General features: G+C 62.7%; 14 protein-coding genes. 11 read left to right on the forward strand and 3 right to left on the reverse strand.

The genetic code is table 11. From position 1 onward, the window contains the following. Window positions 1-147 precede the first annotated feature (147 nt). The 5 genes from ACVINW_RS24640 (at window position 148) to ACVINW_RS24660 (ending at window position 5497) form a co-directional block, all read left to right on the forward strand. On the forward strand, window positions 148-1308 hold the full coding sequence (locus ACVINW_RS24640; RefSeq protein ID WP_456753697.1) for an ABC transporter ATP-binding protein: 1161 nt from the start codon (window positions 148-150) through the stop codon (window positions 1306-1308). Then, window positions 1308-2534: an ABC transporter ATP-binding protein gene (locus tag ACVINW_RS24645; protein WP_456753698.1), complete on the forward strand. Its 1227-nt coding sequence runs from the start codon at window positions 1308-1310 to the stop codon at window positions 2532-2534. Before ACVINW_RS24640 ends, ACVINW_RS24645 begins: the two co-directional genes overlap by 1 nt. Further along, window positions 2531-3322, forward strand: a complete 792-nt coding sequence (locus ACVINW_RS24650; RefSeq protein ID WP_456753699.1) for an ABC transporter permease — start codon at window positions 2531-2533, stop codon at window positions 3320-3322. Before ACVINW_RS24645 ends, ACVINW_RS24650 begins: the two co-directional genes overlap by 4 nt. Window positions 3323-3335: 13 nt before the next feature. Then, entirely contained in the window at window positions 3336-4034 is a 699-nt protein-coding gene (locus ACVINW_RS24655) for a WbqC family protein (RefSeq protein WP_456753700.1), read from the forward strand. Window positions 4035-4192: 158 nt separating this feature from the next. Then, on the forward strand, window positions 4193-5497 hold the full coding sequence (locus tag ACVINW_RS24660; protein WP_456753701.1) for a nucleotide sugar dehydrogenase: 1305 nt from the start codon (window positions 4193-4195) through the stop codon (window positions 5495-5497). A gap of 65 nt (window positions 5498-5562) precedes the next feature. On the opposite strand, the gene ACVINW_RS24665 is transcribed toward ACVINW_RS24660, so the two are convergent. Beyond that, on the reverse strand, window positions 5563-6750 hold the full coding sequence (locus ACVINW_RS24665; protein WP_456753702.1) for a hypothetical protein: 1188 nt from the start codon (window positions 6748-6750) through the stop codon (window positions 5563-5565). Window positions 6751-7214: 464 nt separating this feature from the next. On the opposite strand from ACVINW_RS24665, the gene rfbA reads away from it, so the two are divergent. From rfbA to ACVINW_RS24695, 6 genes are all read left to right on the forward strand, one after another. Next, window positions 7215-8105, forward strand: coding sequence for a glucose-1-phosphate thymidylyltransferase RfbA (gene rfbA, locus ACVINW_RS24670; RefSeq protein WP_456753703.1), 891 nt, complete (start codon window positions 7215-7217; stop codon window positions 8103-8105). A gap of 11 nt (window positions 8106-8116) precedes the next feature. Continuing rightward, entirely contained in the window at window positions 8117-9175 is a 1059-nt protein-coding gene (gene rfbB, locus ACVINW_RS24675) for a dTDP-glucose 4,6-dehydratase (protein WP_456753704.1), read from the forward strand. A 114-nt stretch (window positions 9176-9289) separates the two neighbouring features. Further along, entirely contained in the window at window positions 9290-10120 is an 831-nt protein-coding gene (locus ACVINW_RS24680) for a methyltransferase domain-containing protein (protein WP_456753705.1), read from the forward strand. A gap of 220 nt (window positions 10121-10340) precedes the next feature. Next, window positions 10341-11402 carry a Gfo/Idh/MocA family protein gene (locus ACVINW_RS24685; protein ID WP_456753706.1) on the forward strand — a complete coding sequence of 354 codons (1062 nt, stop codon included), beginning with the start codon at window positions 10341-10343 and terminating at the stop codon, window positions 11400-11402. Further along, a complete protein-coding gene (locus tag ACVINW_RS24690; RefSeq protein WP_456753707.1) occupies window positions 11399-11866 on the forward strand; it encodes an acyltransferase in 468 nt (155 codons plus the stop codon). The genes ACVINW_RS24685 and ACVINW_RS24690 overlap by 4 nt, the downstream gene beginning before the upstream one ends. Before the next feature lie 18 nt (window positions 11867-11884). Continuing rightward, window positions 11885-12982, forward strand: a complete 1098-nt coding sequence (locus ACVINW_RS24695; RefSeq protein WP_456753708.1) for a DegT/DnrJ/EryC1/StrS family aminotransferase — start codon at window positions 11885-11887, stop codon at window positions 12980-12982. A gap of 32 nt (window positions 12983-13014) precedes the next feature. Here the strand turns inward: ACVINW_RS24695 and ACVINW_RS24700 are convergent, their stop codons facing one another. Next, window positions 13015-13545, reverse strand: coding sequence for an HAD-IIIA family hydrolase (locus ACVINW_RS24700; RefSeq protein WP_456753709.1), 531 nt, complete (start codon window positions 13543-13545; stop codon window positions 13015-13017). 104 nt (window positions 13546-13649) lie between these two features. After that, window positions 13650-14873, reverse strand: a complete 1224-nt coding sequence (locus ACVINW_RS24705; RefSeq protein ID WP_456753710.1) for a phenylacetate--CoA ligase family protein — start codon at window positions 14871-14873, stop codon at window positions 13650-13652. Window positions 14874-14920 lie beyond the last annotated feature (47 nt).

A 14920-nucleotide genomic window follows, 5' to 3' on the forward strand; every position in this document is an offset into this window, starting at 1 on the left:
CGTCCCCAATGGACGTGTATCGGACAGCGAATCGGCAGGCGGTCTCCGCCTACAGAAATGAATGCGTACTTCGATCTCGAAAATGTTTGAACACCCGTTCACTGACTTTACAGCTGATTGTCGGCACCGGCGGCGCACGAAGGCATGATGTCGCGGGCCGTTGCGATCACCTGTCAGGGTGTCTCGAAGAGCTTTGCACTTGTCGACGGCGGCAGCGCCTGGCGACTGGCATTTGGACTGCGTGGTGATGTCCCTCATTTCACGGCGCTGGAGGACGTCAGCTTCGATGTGCCCAAAGGCCAGTTCCTCGGGGTGCTCGGCCGCAACGGGGCCGGCAAGTCGACACTGCTTCGGGTCATCGGCGGCGTTTACGCGCCGGATTCCGGCCGGGTCGCAGTGCACGGGGCCATGTCGGGCCTCTATGAGCTAGGCCTCGTTGGCAATCCGGAGCTCACGGGGCGACAATACGCCGATCGGCTGTTGACCGTGCATGGGTTTTCGCCCGGCGAGCGCGCGGCAATGATCTTGGATATTCACGACTTCTCCGAACTTGGAGATCGGTTCGAGGATCCGGTGCTGACATATTCGGCCGGGATGAGCGCGCGGCTCTATTTCTCGACCGCGACCGCCGGGCAATACGAAGTCTATCTGCTCGACGAGGTGCTTGCGGTCGGCGATCAGCATTTTCAGTCGAAGTGCTGGCGGCGATTGCGCGAACGGGTCTCAGGCGGGGCATCGGGTGTCCTCGTGACGCACGATTGGTCGGCGATTGTGCGCCTGTGCGAAACGGCGCACGTGCTGGACCGCGGCAAGGTGGTTTTTTCCGGGCCGGCAGAGCGTGCCGTGCGGCGCTATCTCTACGGCGAGCAGGCTAAATCGACCTACCGGGACGGCATCGCGCGCTTCGCGAGCGCGCCGGTCTATCCGCGCACGATCATGACGGGAACGGATTTCAGCCTTGAGGCCAAGGTCGAGATCCTCGCCCGGGCGGAGGTAGGTGTGGTGGTGGCGGTCGAGCGCCTCCAGCCGGCCTACGGCTGGGAGACCGGGCTGATGTCGCGCCGGACCACGCCTGTCGGCGAAGAGCCGGGGCGCTACGCGTTCAGCGTCGATATTCCGGCGCTACCGCTGCCGCCAGGCAGCTATCAGATCAGTATGCACCTTGTGATGCCGGACCCACACAATTCGACGGTCAAGATTGTCCTCGACGGCTTCAGCTGGCTCGACGGCAACGGGCTCGAGCTCGGCGTCGAGGGGGTGGACGGGCGCGGTTTCAGTCTGCCGGCCGAGTGGAAAGTGGTCGGTTGATGCGCGCGGCAATTCGGGTGAAGGACGTCAGCAAAGTGTTTGCGCTTGCCGACCATGGCGGCGGCCCCGTGTCGCTGATCGAGGCGCTGCGCACCGGCAGGCGCGAAATCACGACGCGTCATGTGCAGGCGCTCGACCAGATCAGCTTTGAGGTGGCTGAGGGCGAACGCGTCGGCATCATCGGCCGCAACGGTGCCGGCAAGACGACGCTGCTTTCAATCATTGCGGGGCTGACAGAGCCGACCTCGGGCTCCGTCGAGGTCGACGGCGACCTGCACGCGATGCTTACCGTGGGCGCAGTGTTGCGCGAGGACATGAGCGGCCGCGACAACATTTTCCTCGACGCTGCCGTGCATGGCCGCAGCCGTCAGCAGATCGATCAAGTCGCCGATGAAATCATCGCGTTCGCCGAACTCGGTGAATTCATCGATCGCCCGGTGCGAACCTATTCTTCGGGAATGAAGGCCCGTCTCGCGTTCTCGATGGGCGCGTTCATCAATCCCGACATTCTCGTCATCGACGAGACGCTCTCGGTCGGCGATGCCTTCTTCGCGGCCAAGGCGACGCGGCGCATGCAGGAAGTCGCGGCCAGCGGCCGTATTGTCATCGTCGTGAGTCACGGCTTGGGTTCGATCGTGGAAATGTGCTCACGATGCCTCTGGCTCGACGGCGGCAGGCTCGTCATGGACGGCTCGCCCCAGGTCGTCACCAAGGCCTATGAGGCCGCCGTGCGCGAGGCGGATGAAGCGGAGCTGATGCGCAAGTTTGAAGGGCGCTTGGTGAGTAGGGCCGCACCGCTTCATCCGCTTCAGCTCGATGCCGTCGAAATCATTCAACGCGGAGACGCATGCAAGGCGACCGCGCTTGCGATGGTGCCGTTGGCGATCGTGGTGCGGGGCCGGATCGATCCGGCCCGGCCAACGCATGATCTCGAGCTTGTTCTGACACGGGTCGACGGACGACTGGTCTGGCGGCGGCGTCTTGGAGAGGTGGGCAAGGCGCTGCCGGCGTCGGGACCCTTCACGGTCACCATCAATATGGATCCCTTCGTGCTGGGAGCCGATCTGTATCGCTTCGATGTTGCGCTTCTCGGTCAGGGATGCGACGGGGAAGTCACGTCGCGCGTGCTGGAGGTCATCGACGAGGAAGGGCAAGTCGGTGGGCGTCCGCTGATCTTCTATCCTCCGCGGATCGCCGCGCGACGCCTTGAGGATGTCAAGACATGATGCTGGCGGGTTTTGATCGGCGAGACCTCGGCATGCTGAACAATTTGTTCCGCATGACGCTGGGCGACCGTTATCTGGGGTCGGCGCTGGGCCTGGTGTGGGCGGTGCTGTCGCCGCTGATGCTGATGTGCATTTTCACGTTCGTGTTCACGGTGGTTTTTCCAGGACGGTTGCCAGGGCGTACCGGCGCCTTGCCGTACGTGATCTGGCTGCTCAGCGGCTACGGGCCGTGGCTCGCGATCAGTGAAGGCTTGTCGGCGGCAACGACGTCCGTGGTCGGAAATGCCGGTGTCGTGAAGAACATTGCCTTCAAGTCGGAGTTGTTGCCGATGGTGGGCGCCCTGATGGGGATCGTGCCGCTCGTCGTCGCGTTCGCCATCATATTCACCTTGCAGGTCGTTTCAGGCGAGATGCCGGGTCCGGGTTATCTGGCGCTGCCGCTGATCGTGGCCCTGCACATCCTGTTCGTGTCGGGGCTGGGATTATTCCTGGGCGCGCTGAACGTCTTTGTGCGGGATACCGCCCTGGCGCTGCCGAATGTGCTCACCGTCCTGCTGTTCGCCTCTCCGATCTTCTACCCACTGTCGTCCTATCCGGATTTCATTCGGCCCGTTCTGCAATTCAACCCGTTCTATGTCATCGCGGAGTGCTACCGCATGGCTGTCGTGGACGGGGCGATGCCGAGCCTTTGGATGATCTGTTATCTCGCAGTGGTTGGCGCGGCGGCCTTCTGGGCCGGGCTGTGGTGGTTCCGCCGGCTCAAATCGTTCTTCGATACGCGGCTGTAGCGAGTGTCTTGCGATGGGGTGCCTCGTTGCGATCCATCAACCCAACTTCTTTCCGTGGCTCGGATACTTTGACAAGATCCGGCGAGCAGACGTGTTCGTGCTGCTCGATGCCGTCGATTATCCGCGCTCGGGATCGGGCGGCATGGGTTCGTGGTCGAACAGGGTACGAATTGCGATCCAGGGCGAGGCGCGCTGGGCCACCTGTCCGGTCCGTCGGCTGCCCTTCGGGGCACCCATCAATGCCGCGGAGATCGACGACGGCCGGCCCTGGCGTCGCAAGATGATTGCGACGCTGCGGGCAAGTTACGGCAAGGCGCCTCACTTTGGCGAGGCGATGGCGCTGCTGCAGCCCCTGATCGAGCAGCATGAAACGAACCTCGCCGCATTCAACATCGCGGCCATTAAGGCGATCGCGGAGCACCTCGGCTTTGCGACGAGATTTCAGCGGCAGTCCGAGCTGCCGCATGCAGGCAAGGCGACGGAACTGCTGATATCGCTCGTCAAAGCGGTCGGCGGGGATGCTTACCTTGCCGGCGGCGGTGCCGGAGGCTATCAGCAGGACGGCCTGTTCCAGGAACACGGCATCCGTCTGGTAAACCAGGGTTTCGTGCCCCTGCGCTATGGCCCGGACGAGGCCTTCATTCCGGGCCTTTCCGTGATCGACTATTTGATGTGGGACGGGTGGCCGGCAACGGCGGGTGGACGGGCTTGAGAGCCGCTCCTGCCAGGGGCAAGGGCCACGACTGGCCCTGCTTTTGGGGCTTGTCGGAGGGGGGCGGGGCGTCTATGCAACCGTCGCCAAAGGCGCTCGACCTTGCGGATTTTTCGGCACGCTGATTTGAACACACAACACACCTATGAGCGTTAGACATGAATACCGAACTCATCGATAGGCTGGACCGCAAGACCGCCAAGATTGGCATCGTGGGCTTGGGCTATGTCGGCCTGCCGCTCATGCTTCGCTACAGCGAGGTCGGTTACAAGGTTGTTGGCTTTGATATCGACCAGGCCAAGGTCGATGCACTTCGGGCCGGGCGTTCCTACATCGAACATATTTCGAGCGACAGCATCAAGGGAGCAACCGAGCTCGGCTTCGAGCCGACCACGGATTTCTCGCGTGCGAAAGAGGTCGACGCGTTGATCCTCTGCGTCCCGACCCCGCTCAACAAATATCGCGAGCCGGATCTCAGCTTCGTGCTGAATACGACGGAGTCGCTGCTGCCATATCTCCACCGGGGGATGGTGCTGTCGCTCGAAAGCACGACCTATCCGGGCACGACCGAGGAGGAGCTGAAGCCGCGTATCGAGAAGTGCGGCTTCACCGTCGGCCGCGACATCTTTCTCGTCTTCTCGCCGGAACGCGAAGACCCCGGCAACCAGAATTTTTCGACCCGGTCGATCCCGAAGGTTTGCGGCGGTTGCACCCCCGCCTGTCTCGAGGCCGGTATCGCCCTCTATCGCCAGGTGATCGACAAGGTCGTTCCCGTCAGCTCGACGCAGGCCGCCGAGTTGACCAAGCTGCTGGAGAACATCCATCGTTCGGTGAACATCGGCCTCGTCAACGAAATGAAGATGGTCGCCGACAAGATGGGGATCGATATTCACGAGGTGATCCGCGCCGCGGCGACCAAGCCGTTCGGGTTCGTTCCGTACTATCCCGGTCCCGGCATCGGCGGCCACTGCATTCCGATCGACCCGTTCTACCTGACCTGGAAGGCGCGGGAATATGGGATGCACACGCGTTTCATCGAGCTCGCCGGTGAGATCAATTCCTCGATGCCGGACTACGTGGTGTCGAAGATCTCGCTGGCCCTCAATCAGCGACACAAGTCGATCAGCGGCAGCTCGATCCTGGTTCTCGGGATCGCCTACAAGAAGAACGTCGATGACGTTCGCGAATCGCCTTCGGTCCTCCTGATGGAAAGGCTTCGCGATCTCGGCGCCAAGATCGCCTACAGCGATCCGCACGTCCCCGCCTTCCCGAAAATGCGAGCGCATTCGTTCGACCTGTCGAGTGTCGCGCTCACCGAGGATAATCTGCGGCGCTTCGACTGTGTCCTGCTCGCGACCGATCACGACAAGTTCGACTATCAACTGCTCGGCGCGCATGCTCCGCTGCTGGTCGACTGCCGTGGCAAGTTCCCGCAGCCGGCAGACAACATCATTCGCGCGTAGGCGTACCGGCTGCCCTCGCAGCCGGTGCGGTCTGTTGAAGAGCGGTGGCCGCTGCGTTCGGAGCGCTAGCCGGCGTGCGCCTCTTGCAGATGTTCGGTTAGCGTGGCGGTCGATGCGGTCTTCCGATCGAAGGCCGACCGCGGTGTAACGTACCAGAGCAGGAAGAGCAGCACGGTGCCGTTGGTCAGCAGTGCTGTCGAGAGCGGTACGTTGAGGAGAACTTGAGGCAGGAGCCCGGCGGATAGCAGTACGAATTGCGACGGCAAGCCGGACGACAGGCGATTTCCGAGTGCGATGATCAGGCCGCAGCCCAGCGCGGACAGCGGGGCAAGCACAAGGCCGACCGAAGCGATTCCTTCGGTGGCGAACAGCGAAGCATTGAAGGCCCCGAGATCGTAGGCTTTGGCCATCACAGCCCATATCGGCTCGTCGTAGGCGCACGGGACCACGAGCTTCACCACGTTGATCTGGCAGAAATGGGTCAGCGGGTGCGCGGAGAAGTAGTTGTTGTAAACCTCGAGGGCGAGCGAGGGGATGGCGATCATCCTGTTGTTGACGGTACCGAAATAGACCATCCCGGGCTTGAAAGGAACCAGGCCAATCTTGACCAGGCCGAACAGGATCGCGCCAATCAGGACGGGCACGAAGAACGAAAGGATCGTAGCGACCCTGGCCTCGGCCAGCTTGCAGATGAGCGCGAGAAACAGCAGCCAGACCGGCGCGAACAGCGCCATCTTGGTCAGCATGATCGGGTAGAACAGAAGCATCAGAAGCAGCGCGATGCCGGCCTGCCAGAACCGCTTGCTGGTAACGAAGCAGGCAAAGGCGAGCGGCAGCAGCGCATTTGAGGCGATCCAGGTCGCGTATCGCAAGGCGCCCGGTAGCGCCACCTCCGCGCGGTATTTGTACATCTCCGAGAGGTCGACAAGCTTGAGATTGTACAGAGAACCGACGCCGATGATGACCGCTGAGACGAGCAAGATAACGGACGGCATCATGTGAAAGGCGCGTTCCGGCATCACGACAACTTGCCGCATGGGCGCGGTGATGAGCAGCGCAGGGGCGAGGAACGCAAATGCCGACAGCACGATCGAGACGAGCGCCAGGCGGTGATCGTAATCAAGCAGTGAAAATTCGATCAGCCAGAGATATCCAAGCACCATGACGTAGAAGTAGAAGCCGACCAGGTATCCGAAGCTGAAGCGACCGATTGCGAACACGATCACGACCGGGCTGAACGCCAGGACATTCACGATTGCAGCCGCAAGATGCGACTTGTCGAAGCCGATGATGCCTGGAAAGGATTCGGTGACCGTGATGCAGTAGAGCGAGATGCAGCACACCACGATGTGGGCATAAGCGAGCAGGGCAAGTTTCGCCTGGCGCCAACCGAAACCAGGCTCCAGCTCAATAGCGCGATCGTTCATTCTCATCTACCGCCGTATCGGCTGTGCGTTTGGACTGGTTCGCTGTTGATTTCGTATCGGCAGACCATCCCTACACGATCGCCAACCGATGTCCCCTCTTGGGTCAAGGACATGGCACGACATAGGGAAGACGACAAGAATTATGCTTGTGCTTCATTCTATTATTCCTGCCCAAGAGCGCAAATGCGTCTTGCTCCTTCGGGGGCACCACGCGCCCGTTACCGGGCGGCGCGTTTGCCGAACCGCGGGCCTCTGATAGACTATTGGGATAATTGCACAGGCGGGATTGGATGAAGGGCATCATTCTTGCTGGTGGTACCGGGTCGCGCCTCTACCCGGTGACGACCGTGGTTTCGAAGCAGCTCCTGCCGATATTCGACAAGCCGATGATCTATTATCCGCTGTCGACCTTGATGCTGAGCGGCATCCGCCAGATTCTGATTATCTCCACGCCACAGGATCAGCCATTGTTTCGCCGATTGTTGGGCGACGGCTCGGATTTCGGCCTCAAGCTGGAGTATGCCAGCCAGGATCATCCGCGCGGGCTTGCCGATGCCTTCATTGTCGGGCGCGATTTCGTCGCTGACGACAACGTCGCCTTGATCCTCGGCGACAATCTCTTCTTCGGTCATGGACTCCCTGAAATGCTGGCGCGCGCCGCCGCGAGAGTCTCGGGGGCCACGATTTTCGGCTATGTCGCCAAGCGCGCTCAGGACTACGGTGTCGTCGAGCTCGACGCGGATGGAAAGGCGATCTCGATCGAGGAGAAGCCGCGGCGGCCAAAATCCAATCTCGCGGTGACGGGTCTGTACTTCTACGACAACGACGTGCTGAAGATTGCGTCCTCGATCAGGCCCTCGCCCAGAGGCGAACTGGAAATCACGGACGTCAATCGCGCCTACATGAATCGCGGCGATCTGCATGTCGAGGTTTTGGGACGCGGCTTCGCGTGGCTGGACACCGGGACGCACGCCTCGCTGGTCGAAGCGAGTCATTTTGTCCAAATTCTCGAGCAGCGCCAGGGCCTGCGGATTGCGTGTCCGGAAGAGATCGCGCTGAGGCTCGGCTACATCTCGCTCGAGGCATTTCGTAGCGCCGCACTTCGTAATGCGAAGAGCAGCTATGGCGAGTATCTTCTGTCGATCTATGATCTGTTCGCAAATTCCAGGCCGTCGAACTGAGGTCGGGGCCAGTGCTGCCTAGCAGAGCAACTATCTTTGTCACCGGGGGAGCCGGCTTCATTGGCTCTGCCGTCATACGCCGTTTGCTGGCCTGCACCGACGCTTCGATTGTCAATGTTGACAAGATGACCTACGCGTCCAGCCTTCACTCGGTACCGTCGGCAGCCGGCAGCGAACGCTACGTTATCTCGCAAACGGATATCTGCAACGGCCCGGACTTGCGCAGGTTGTTCGATCATTACCGGCCTCAGGCGGTCATCCATCTTGCTGCGGAAAGCCATGTCGATCGCTCGATCGACGCTCCCAGCGATTTCATTCAGACCAATGTTGTGGGTACCTTCACGCTGCTGCAGGAGTCCCTCCGCTACTGGCGCGCGTCGGACCCTGCCGAGCGCGACGCATTCCGGCTCGTTCATGTCTCGACGGACGAGGTGTTCGGCACGCTGGGGATCGATGGCCATTTCGTGGAGACGAGCCCCTACGCGCCGAATTCGCCTTATTCGGCCAGCAAGGCCGCTTCCGATCATCTCGTACGTGCGTGGCACGAGACCTACGAACTACCGACCCTAGTGACAAATTGCTCCAACAACTATGGACCCTTTCAGTTTCCCGAGAAGCTGATCCCTCACATGATCATCCGGGGATTGGCCGACGAGGCGCTGCCTGTTTACGGCGACGGTCAGCACGTCCGTGACTGGCTGTATGTCGAGGATCATGCGGACGCGTTGATCCGCGTTCTTCAGCACGGGAGAGTGGGGGACACCTACAATATTGGCGGCAGGAGCGAGCGAACGAATCTCGAGGTCGTGGAACTGCTCTGTGCACTGCTCGATCAGGCCAAGGGAGCCGAGGCGGGCGCGCACAAGCGCCTGATCTCGTTCGTCAGGGACCGTCCGGGTCATGATCGCCGCTATGCCATCGATCCATCCAAGATCGAGCGGGACCTCGGTTGGAACCCGCAAGAGAGTTTCGAAACTGGCATCAGGAAGACGGTATATTGGTACCTTAATAATAGGCCTTGGTGGGACGAGATTCTGCGGCGAGGCTACCAAGCCCAGCGGTTGGGATAGCAGACGCGCTTCGGAGCTCGCGGGGCTTTGGTTGTTGGCAGAACGAGCAATACCGGATATTCGGCGTCGGATGCGTCGGGACACATTCCTTGGCTGAAGCAGGTAGGGGCCGCAATGACTGAAACTCAACAGGCGATCGACGCGGCCAATGCGGCGTTCTGGGACGAATTGTGCGGCTCCGCGGCCGCGCGGGCGTGGGGGATCACCGATTCCTCGATGGAGTCGCTGCGTCGCTACGACGAGAATTATTTCCAGTTCTATCCGTATCTCGAGAAATACATCGATTGGAAGTCGATGCGCGGCAAGCGCGTGCTCGAGATCGGGCTTGGTTACGGCAGCGTCTCGCAGAAGATCGCGGAGAGCGGCGCGGACTTCACCGGCCTCGATATCGCTGCGAATCCGTGCACGATGGTCAATCACCGGATCGCGCAGAGCGGGCTGAAGGGCAGGGCCGTTCAAGGCAGCATCCTCAGCAACTCGCTTCCCGACAATTCGTTTGATGCGGTCGTCGCGATCGGCTGCCTGCATCATACTGGCAACCTTGCTGCCGCGATCGCGGCCTGCCGCCGGCTGTTGGTGCCGGGCGGACGCCTCATCGGCATGGTTTATTACGCCTACTCCTATCGGCAGTTCGTGCTCGAGCCGAAGCGAGCGCTCCGCTATATGATGCGTGAACTCGGAGGCTATCGGGGGACCTTCCGCGACGGCGAAACGGGCGCCTATGATAAAACGCAGGACGGTTCGCTCGCGCCGGCGACCGAGTTCATCTCGGCCAGGTCTCTGCGGACGCTCTGTGCGGGATTTTCGAATTTTCAGGCCACTCCCGAGAACGCCGATCAGGAGCGCCCATTCACACGATGGAAGCGTCCTCAGCTCCTTGCCTCGCCAATTCCGCGGTACTGCGGACTCGACATCTATTGGAGCTGCAACAAGTCGGGCGCCTGAGCCAAATGTCCTGGTTTGAGGCCGCAAATTTCGAGACTGATCGGTTGCGCAGGCTAGGACGCGATGATGGCGCCAGCCTAGCGGCGGGTTTGGCGCATGGCCTTGCCTAATCCCGAGTTTTCCGGGTAATGGACCTTACCGCGTGGCCGCAAGGCCGCTTGTTCCCTCGGCTCTTCGGCCGGCCGCAACGGTCGGCCACGAGACAAGACAGGGCCTGTGCATGATCAGATTTGGCCTGCTCGGATGCGGGCGTATCGCCAAGCGTCATTCCGATCTCCTGGGTGGCAATCACATCGCCGGGGCGAGCCTGGTCGCGGTCTGCGATCCGATTCGCGCGCGCGCCGATGCGGTTGCCGGCAAGTTCGGCGTCCCGGCCCATTGCGACATGGACGAGTTCCTGGCGCGCAAGGATATCGATGCGGTTGCCGTCTTGACGCCGAGCGGGCTGCATCCCGCGCATGTGATCGCCTGCGCCAAAGCCGGCAAGCACGTCGTGGTCGAGAAGCCGATGGCGCTGCGGCTGCAGGACGCCGACGACATGATCCGGGCCTGCGACGAGGCCGGCGTCAAGATGTTCATCGTCAAGCAGAACCGCTTCAACGTGCCGGTGGTCAAGGCGCGCGAGGCGCTCGATGCCGGCCGCTTCGGCAAGCTGATCCTGGGGACCGTGCGGGTGCGCTGGTGCCGCGACCAGGCCTATTACGACCAGGACGATTGGCGCGGCACCTGGGCCTATGACGGCGGCGTGCTGACCAATCAGGCCAGCCACCATGTCGACATGCTGGAGTGGTTCTTCGGCGACGTCGTCAGCGTGCATGCACGCGCGGCGACGGCGCTCGCCCACATCGAAACCGAGGACACGGCGGTCGCGACGCTCAAGTTCCGCAACGGCGCGCTCGGCATCATCGAGGCGACCACCGCGGCGCGTCCGACCGATCTCGAGGGCTCGCTGTCGATCCTCGGCGAAAAGGGCACGGTCGAGATTTCCGGTTTCGCCGTCAACCAGATCCGGCACTGGCGCTTCGTCAATGAGCTGCCGTCGGACAAGGACGTGGTGGAGAAGTTCTCGGTCAACCCGCCCAACGTCTACGGCTTCGGCCATCAGGCCTACTATCATCACGTGGTCGATTGCCTGGAGAACCAGCGCGCGGCGCTGGTCGACGGGCTCGAGGGCCGCAAGAGCCTGGAGCTGATTTCGGCGCTCTATGAATCGATCGAGACCGGCGAGGAGGTCGCGCTGCGCTTCACGCCGCGGCTGAGCCGGCTGGGTGTCGTTTCGTGAATCGGCCGGACGTGCATCAGGCTAGCGTCCGTGACGTCGCGTTCGGCGAACGCGTCAAGATCGTCGAGCCCTGCAATCTCTATGGCTGCACGCTCGGCGACGATTGCTTCGTCGGGCCGTTCACCGAGATCCAGAAGGGCGTGGTGGTGGGCGCGCGCACCCGCGTGCAGTCGCATGCCTTCGTCTGCGAACTGGTCACCATCGGCGAGGACTGCTTCGTTGGCCACGGTGTGATGTTCGTCAACGACACGTTCTCCACGGGCGGCCCGGCGCGCGGACGCAAGGAGCTGTGGCGCGAGACCGTGATCGGCAACCGCGTGTCGGTCGGCTCCAACGCCACGATCATGCCGGTCAGGATCGCCGACGACGTCGTCATCGGTGCGGGATCGGTTGTGACCAAGGACATCACGACGCCGGGCACATATGCCGGCAATCCGGCGCGCCGGCTGCTGGCGAGCCAATAGGGCAATAGGGGAATATCGATGGCTGTGCCGTATGCCGACCTGCAATTGCAGTACCAGTCCATCAAGGGCGAGATCGATGCGGCGATCGCCGGCGTGATCCGCGACAACGCCTTCATCCGCGGCGGCTATGTCGACGCCTTCGAGCGCGAATTCGCCGCGGCCGCGGAGGTCGCGCATTGCGTCTCCTGCGCCAACGGCACCGACGCGCTCTATCTCGCGATGCGGGCGCTGAAGGTGAAGCCGGGCGACGAGGTGATCACGACGGCGCATTCCTGGATATCGACCGCGGCGATGATCACCCATTCCGGCGCCACCGTCGTGTTCTGCGACACTGATGATGCGACGTTCACGATCGATCCCGCAGCGATCGAGGCGGCGATCACGCCGCGCACGGTCGGCATCATCCCGGTGCATCTCTACGGCCAGCCCGCGGACATGGACGCGATCATGGCGATCGCGCAGAAGCACAAGCTCTGGGTGATCGAGGATTGCGCCCAGGCCCATCTCGCGCGCTACAAGGGCCGCATGGTCGGCACGTTCGGCGAGGCCGCAACCTATTCGTTCTATCCCGGCAAGAATCTCGGCGCGATGGGCGACGCCGGCGCGGTCGTCACCAATGACAAGGCGCTGGCCGAGCAGATGGCCATGCTGGCGCGCCATGGCGGGCTGGTGAAGCACCAGCACAACACCGAGGGCGTCAACAGCCGGCTCGACGGCATGCAGGCCGCGATCTTGTCGGCCAAGCTGCCGCATCTCGCCGCCTGGACCGAAGCCCGGCAGGCCGCCGCCGAAGTCTATGATGCCGGCCTCAACCAGATCGAGGACGTCGTGGTGCCTGAGGTCGCGCCGGGGCGCAGCCACGTCTATCATCTCTACACGATCAGACATCCACGCCGCGACGCGCTCGCCGCCCATCTCAACGCCAACGGCGTGCAGACCGCGATCAACTATCCCACCGCGTTGCCGTTCCTGCCGGCCTATGCGCGCTTCGACCACCGGCCGGAGCAATTCCCGAACGCGCATCGCGATCAGGGCCGGATTCTCTCGCTGCCGATGTTCGCCGAGATCACGCGCGAGCAGCAGGACGAGGTGATCGAGCTGGTCCGAAGGTTCTGATCTCGATCCTGGCCTCGCGCCTCGCGCGGCGCTCAGCTGCGTTGCAACAGAGGCTTCAGGAACAGCTCCAGATTGGGGCCTGCGAACAGGTATCCCTTCAGACCGGCGGCGCGCGCCGCCTCGAGATCCCTCGGCTGGTCGCCGACCAGGAAGCTGCGTCCGACATCGACCGGGAAACGCTCCAGCAGATCATTGATCATGCCCGGCGAGGGTTTGCGGCGATGGCTGTCCTGCCGATACTGCTCAACGGTCCCCTCAGGATGGAACGGGCAGTACTCGAAGGCGTCGATATAGGCGCCGATCTTGCCGAGCTCAGCCGCCATCCAGTCGTGGAGCTGCTGGACGTGTGCTTCCTCATAGAGACCTCGTGCAACGCCGGACTGATTGGTCACGACAAATGCATAGTAGCCCTGGTCGTTGACAGCCTTCACTGCCTCGCGCGCGCCGTCGATCCAGATCAATCTGTGACTCTCGAACAGGAAGCCGATGTCCCTGTTCAAGACGCCGTCCCGATCGAAGAAAACCGCCGGTCGTCGCGGCTGATTCGTTGAAGCGCTGCTCATGAGCTGATGATCCGTTCGTCTCCACGCGGCATGAGCCTGCTCAATAGTTCACAATGCCGCGCGCGACAAATGCGGATCGATCACGCTTCGGGTGATTTCGACGGTTATCGCTCGTCTGCGATCACCTTGCCGTCGTTCGGCAGCGAGCCGCTACCGACCAGCTCGACAGCCCCGCCGAGTTTCGTCACGGCACGCAGTGTTGCCGCAACCTCATTCAACAGGGCCGCCGGCGCTGAGGCACATTCGGCCCGCAGCGTCATCGCATCAGCCTCGCCGGCGCGCGTGACCACGAGACGCAGCCGTCCGAGCTCGGGATGGCGCTTGCCGATCTCGGCGATCTGCTCGGGTCGTACGAACATGCCCTTGACCTTGGTGGTCTGGTCGGCGCGGCCCATCCAGCCCTTGATCCGCATGTTGGTGCGTCCGCACGGGCTCGCGCCGGGCAGGGCGGCCGTCAGATCGCCGAGCGCGAGGCGGATCCAGGGATGGTGCGGATCGAGCGAGGTCACCACGATCTCGCCGACGTCGCCGGACGCGACGGGATCGCCGGTGCCGGGCTTGACGATCTCCAGGATCAAATCCTCATTGACCGTCATTCCCTCGCGCGCCGGCGTCTCGAACGCGATCAGGCCGAGGTCGGCCGTGCCGAACGCTTGATAGGCCTCGACGCCGCGCGACTTCATCTCCTCCTGCAGCGATTTCGGAAATGCGGCGCCCGAGACCAGAGCGCGCTTGATCGAGGAGACGTCGCGGCCGGCGCTGGCCGCGGCGTCGAGCAGGATTTTCAGGAAATCCGGCGTGCCGCTATAGCCGATCGGGCGATAGGCCTCGATCAGCTCGAATTGCTGCTCGGTATTCCCCGGGCCCGCCGGGATCACCGCGCAGCCGAGTGCCCGTGCCGACACGTCGAAGATGAAGCCGCCGGGGGTCAGGTGATAGCTGAAGGTGTTCAGCACCACATCTCCCTCGCGAAAGCCGGCCGCAAACAGCGCCCGCGCGCCGCGCCAGGGGTCCGCCTGGCGGCCTTCGGGTTCAAAGATCGGTCCGGGCGAGGTGAACAGCCGGGCGAACGAGCCGGGCTTGTCGGCCACGAATCCGCCGAATGGCGGCGCCGCCTTGTGCAGGGCCGGCAGTTCCGACTTGCGCAGCACCGGCAGCCCCGCCAGCGCTTCGCGGCTGGTGATGGAGGCAGGGTCGATGCCCCTGAGCAGGTTGGCGTAGGCAGGCGCCGCTATCGCCTTGCCCAGCACCTCCGGCAGGCGGGCGAACAGCGCGGCCTCGCGCGCGGCCGGATCGCGCGTTTCAAGGGCATCGTAATGGTCGGTCATGTCAGGTCCTTGAGAGGATGTGCGCAGGTTGCGTGCCGGTCCGCCCG

The organism is Bradyrhizobium sp. USDA 4461 (assembly GCF_054055655.1).

Coding starts and splice junctions, on each gene's coding strand:
- ACVINW_RS24640 (WP_456753697.1), top strand. CDS start 148: ATGTCGCGGGCCGTTGCGATCACCTGTCAGGGTGTCTCGAAGAGCTTT.
- ACVINW_RS24645 (WP_456753698.1), top strand. CDS start 1,308: ATGCGCGCGGCAATTCGGGTGAAGGACGTCAGCAAAGTGTTTGCGCTT.
- ACVINW_RS24650 (WP_456753699.1), top strand. CDS start 2,531: ATGATGCTGGCGGGTTTTGATCGGCGAGACCTCGGCATGCTGAACAAT.
- ACVINW_RS24655 (WP_456753700.1), top strand. CDS start 3,336: ATGGGGTGCCTCGTTGCGATCCATCAACCCAACTTCTTTCCGTGGCTC.
- ACVINW_RS24660 (WP_456753701.1), top strand. CDS start 4,193: ATGAATACCGAACTCATCGATAGGCTGGACCGCAAGACCGCCAAGATT.
- rfbA (WP_456753703.1), top strand. CDS start 7,215: ATGAAGGGCATCATTCTTGCTGGTGGTACCGGGTCGCGCCTCTACCCG.
- ACVINW_RS24680 (WP_456753705.1), top strand. CDS start 9,290: ATGACTGAAACTCAACAGGCGATCGACGCGGCCAATGCGGCGTTCTGG.
- ACVINW_RS24685 (WP_456753706.1), top strand. CDS start 10,341: ATGATCAGATTTGGCCTGCTCGGATGCGGGCGTATCGCCAAGCGTCAT.
- ACVINW_RS24695 (WP_456753708.1), top strand. CDS start 11,885: ATGGCTGTGCCGTATGCCGACCTGCAATTGCAGTACCAGTCCATCAAG.
- ACVINW_RS24700 (WP_456753709.1), bottom strand. CDS start 13,545: ATGAGCAGCGCTTCAACGAATCAGCCGCGACGACCGGCGGTTTTCTTC.
- ACVINW_RS24705 (WP_456753710.1), bottom strand. CDS start 14,873: ATGACCGACCATTACGATGCCCTTGAAACGCGCGATCCGGCCGCGCGC.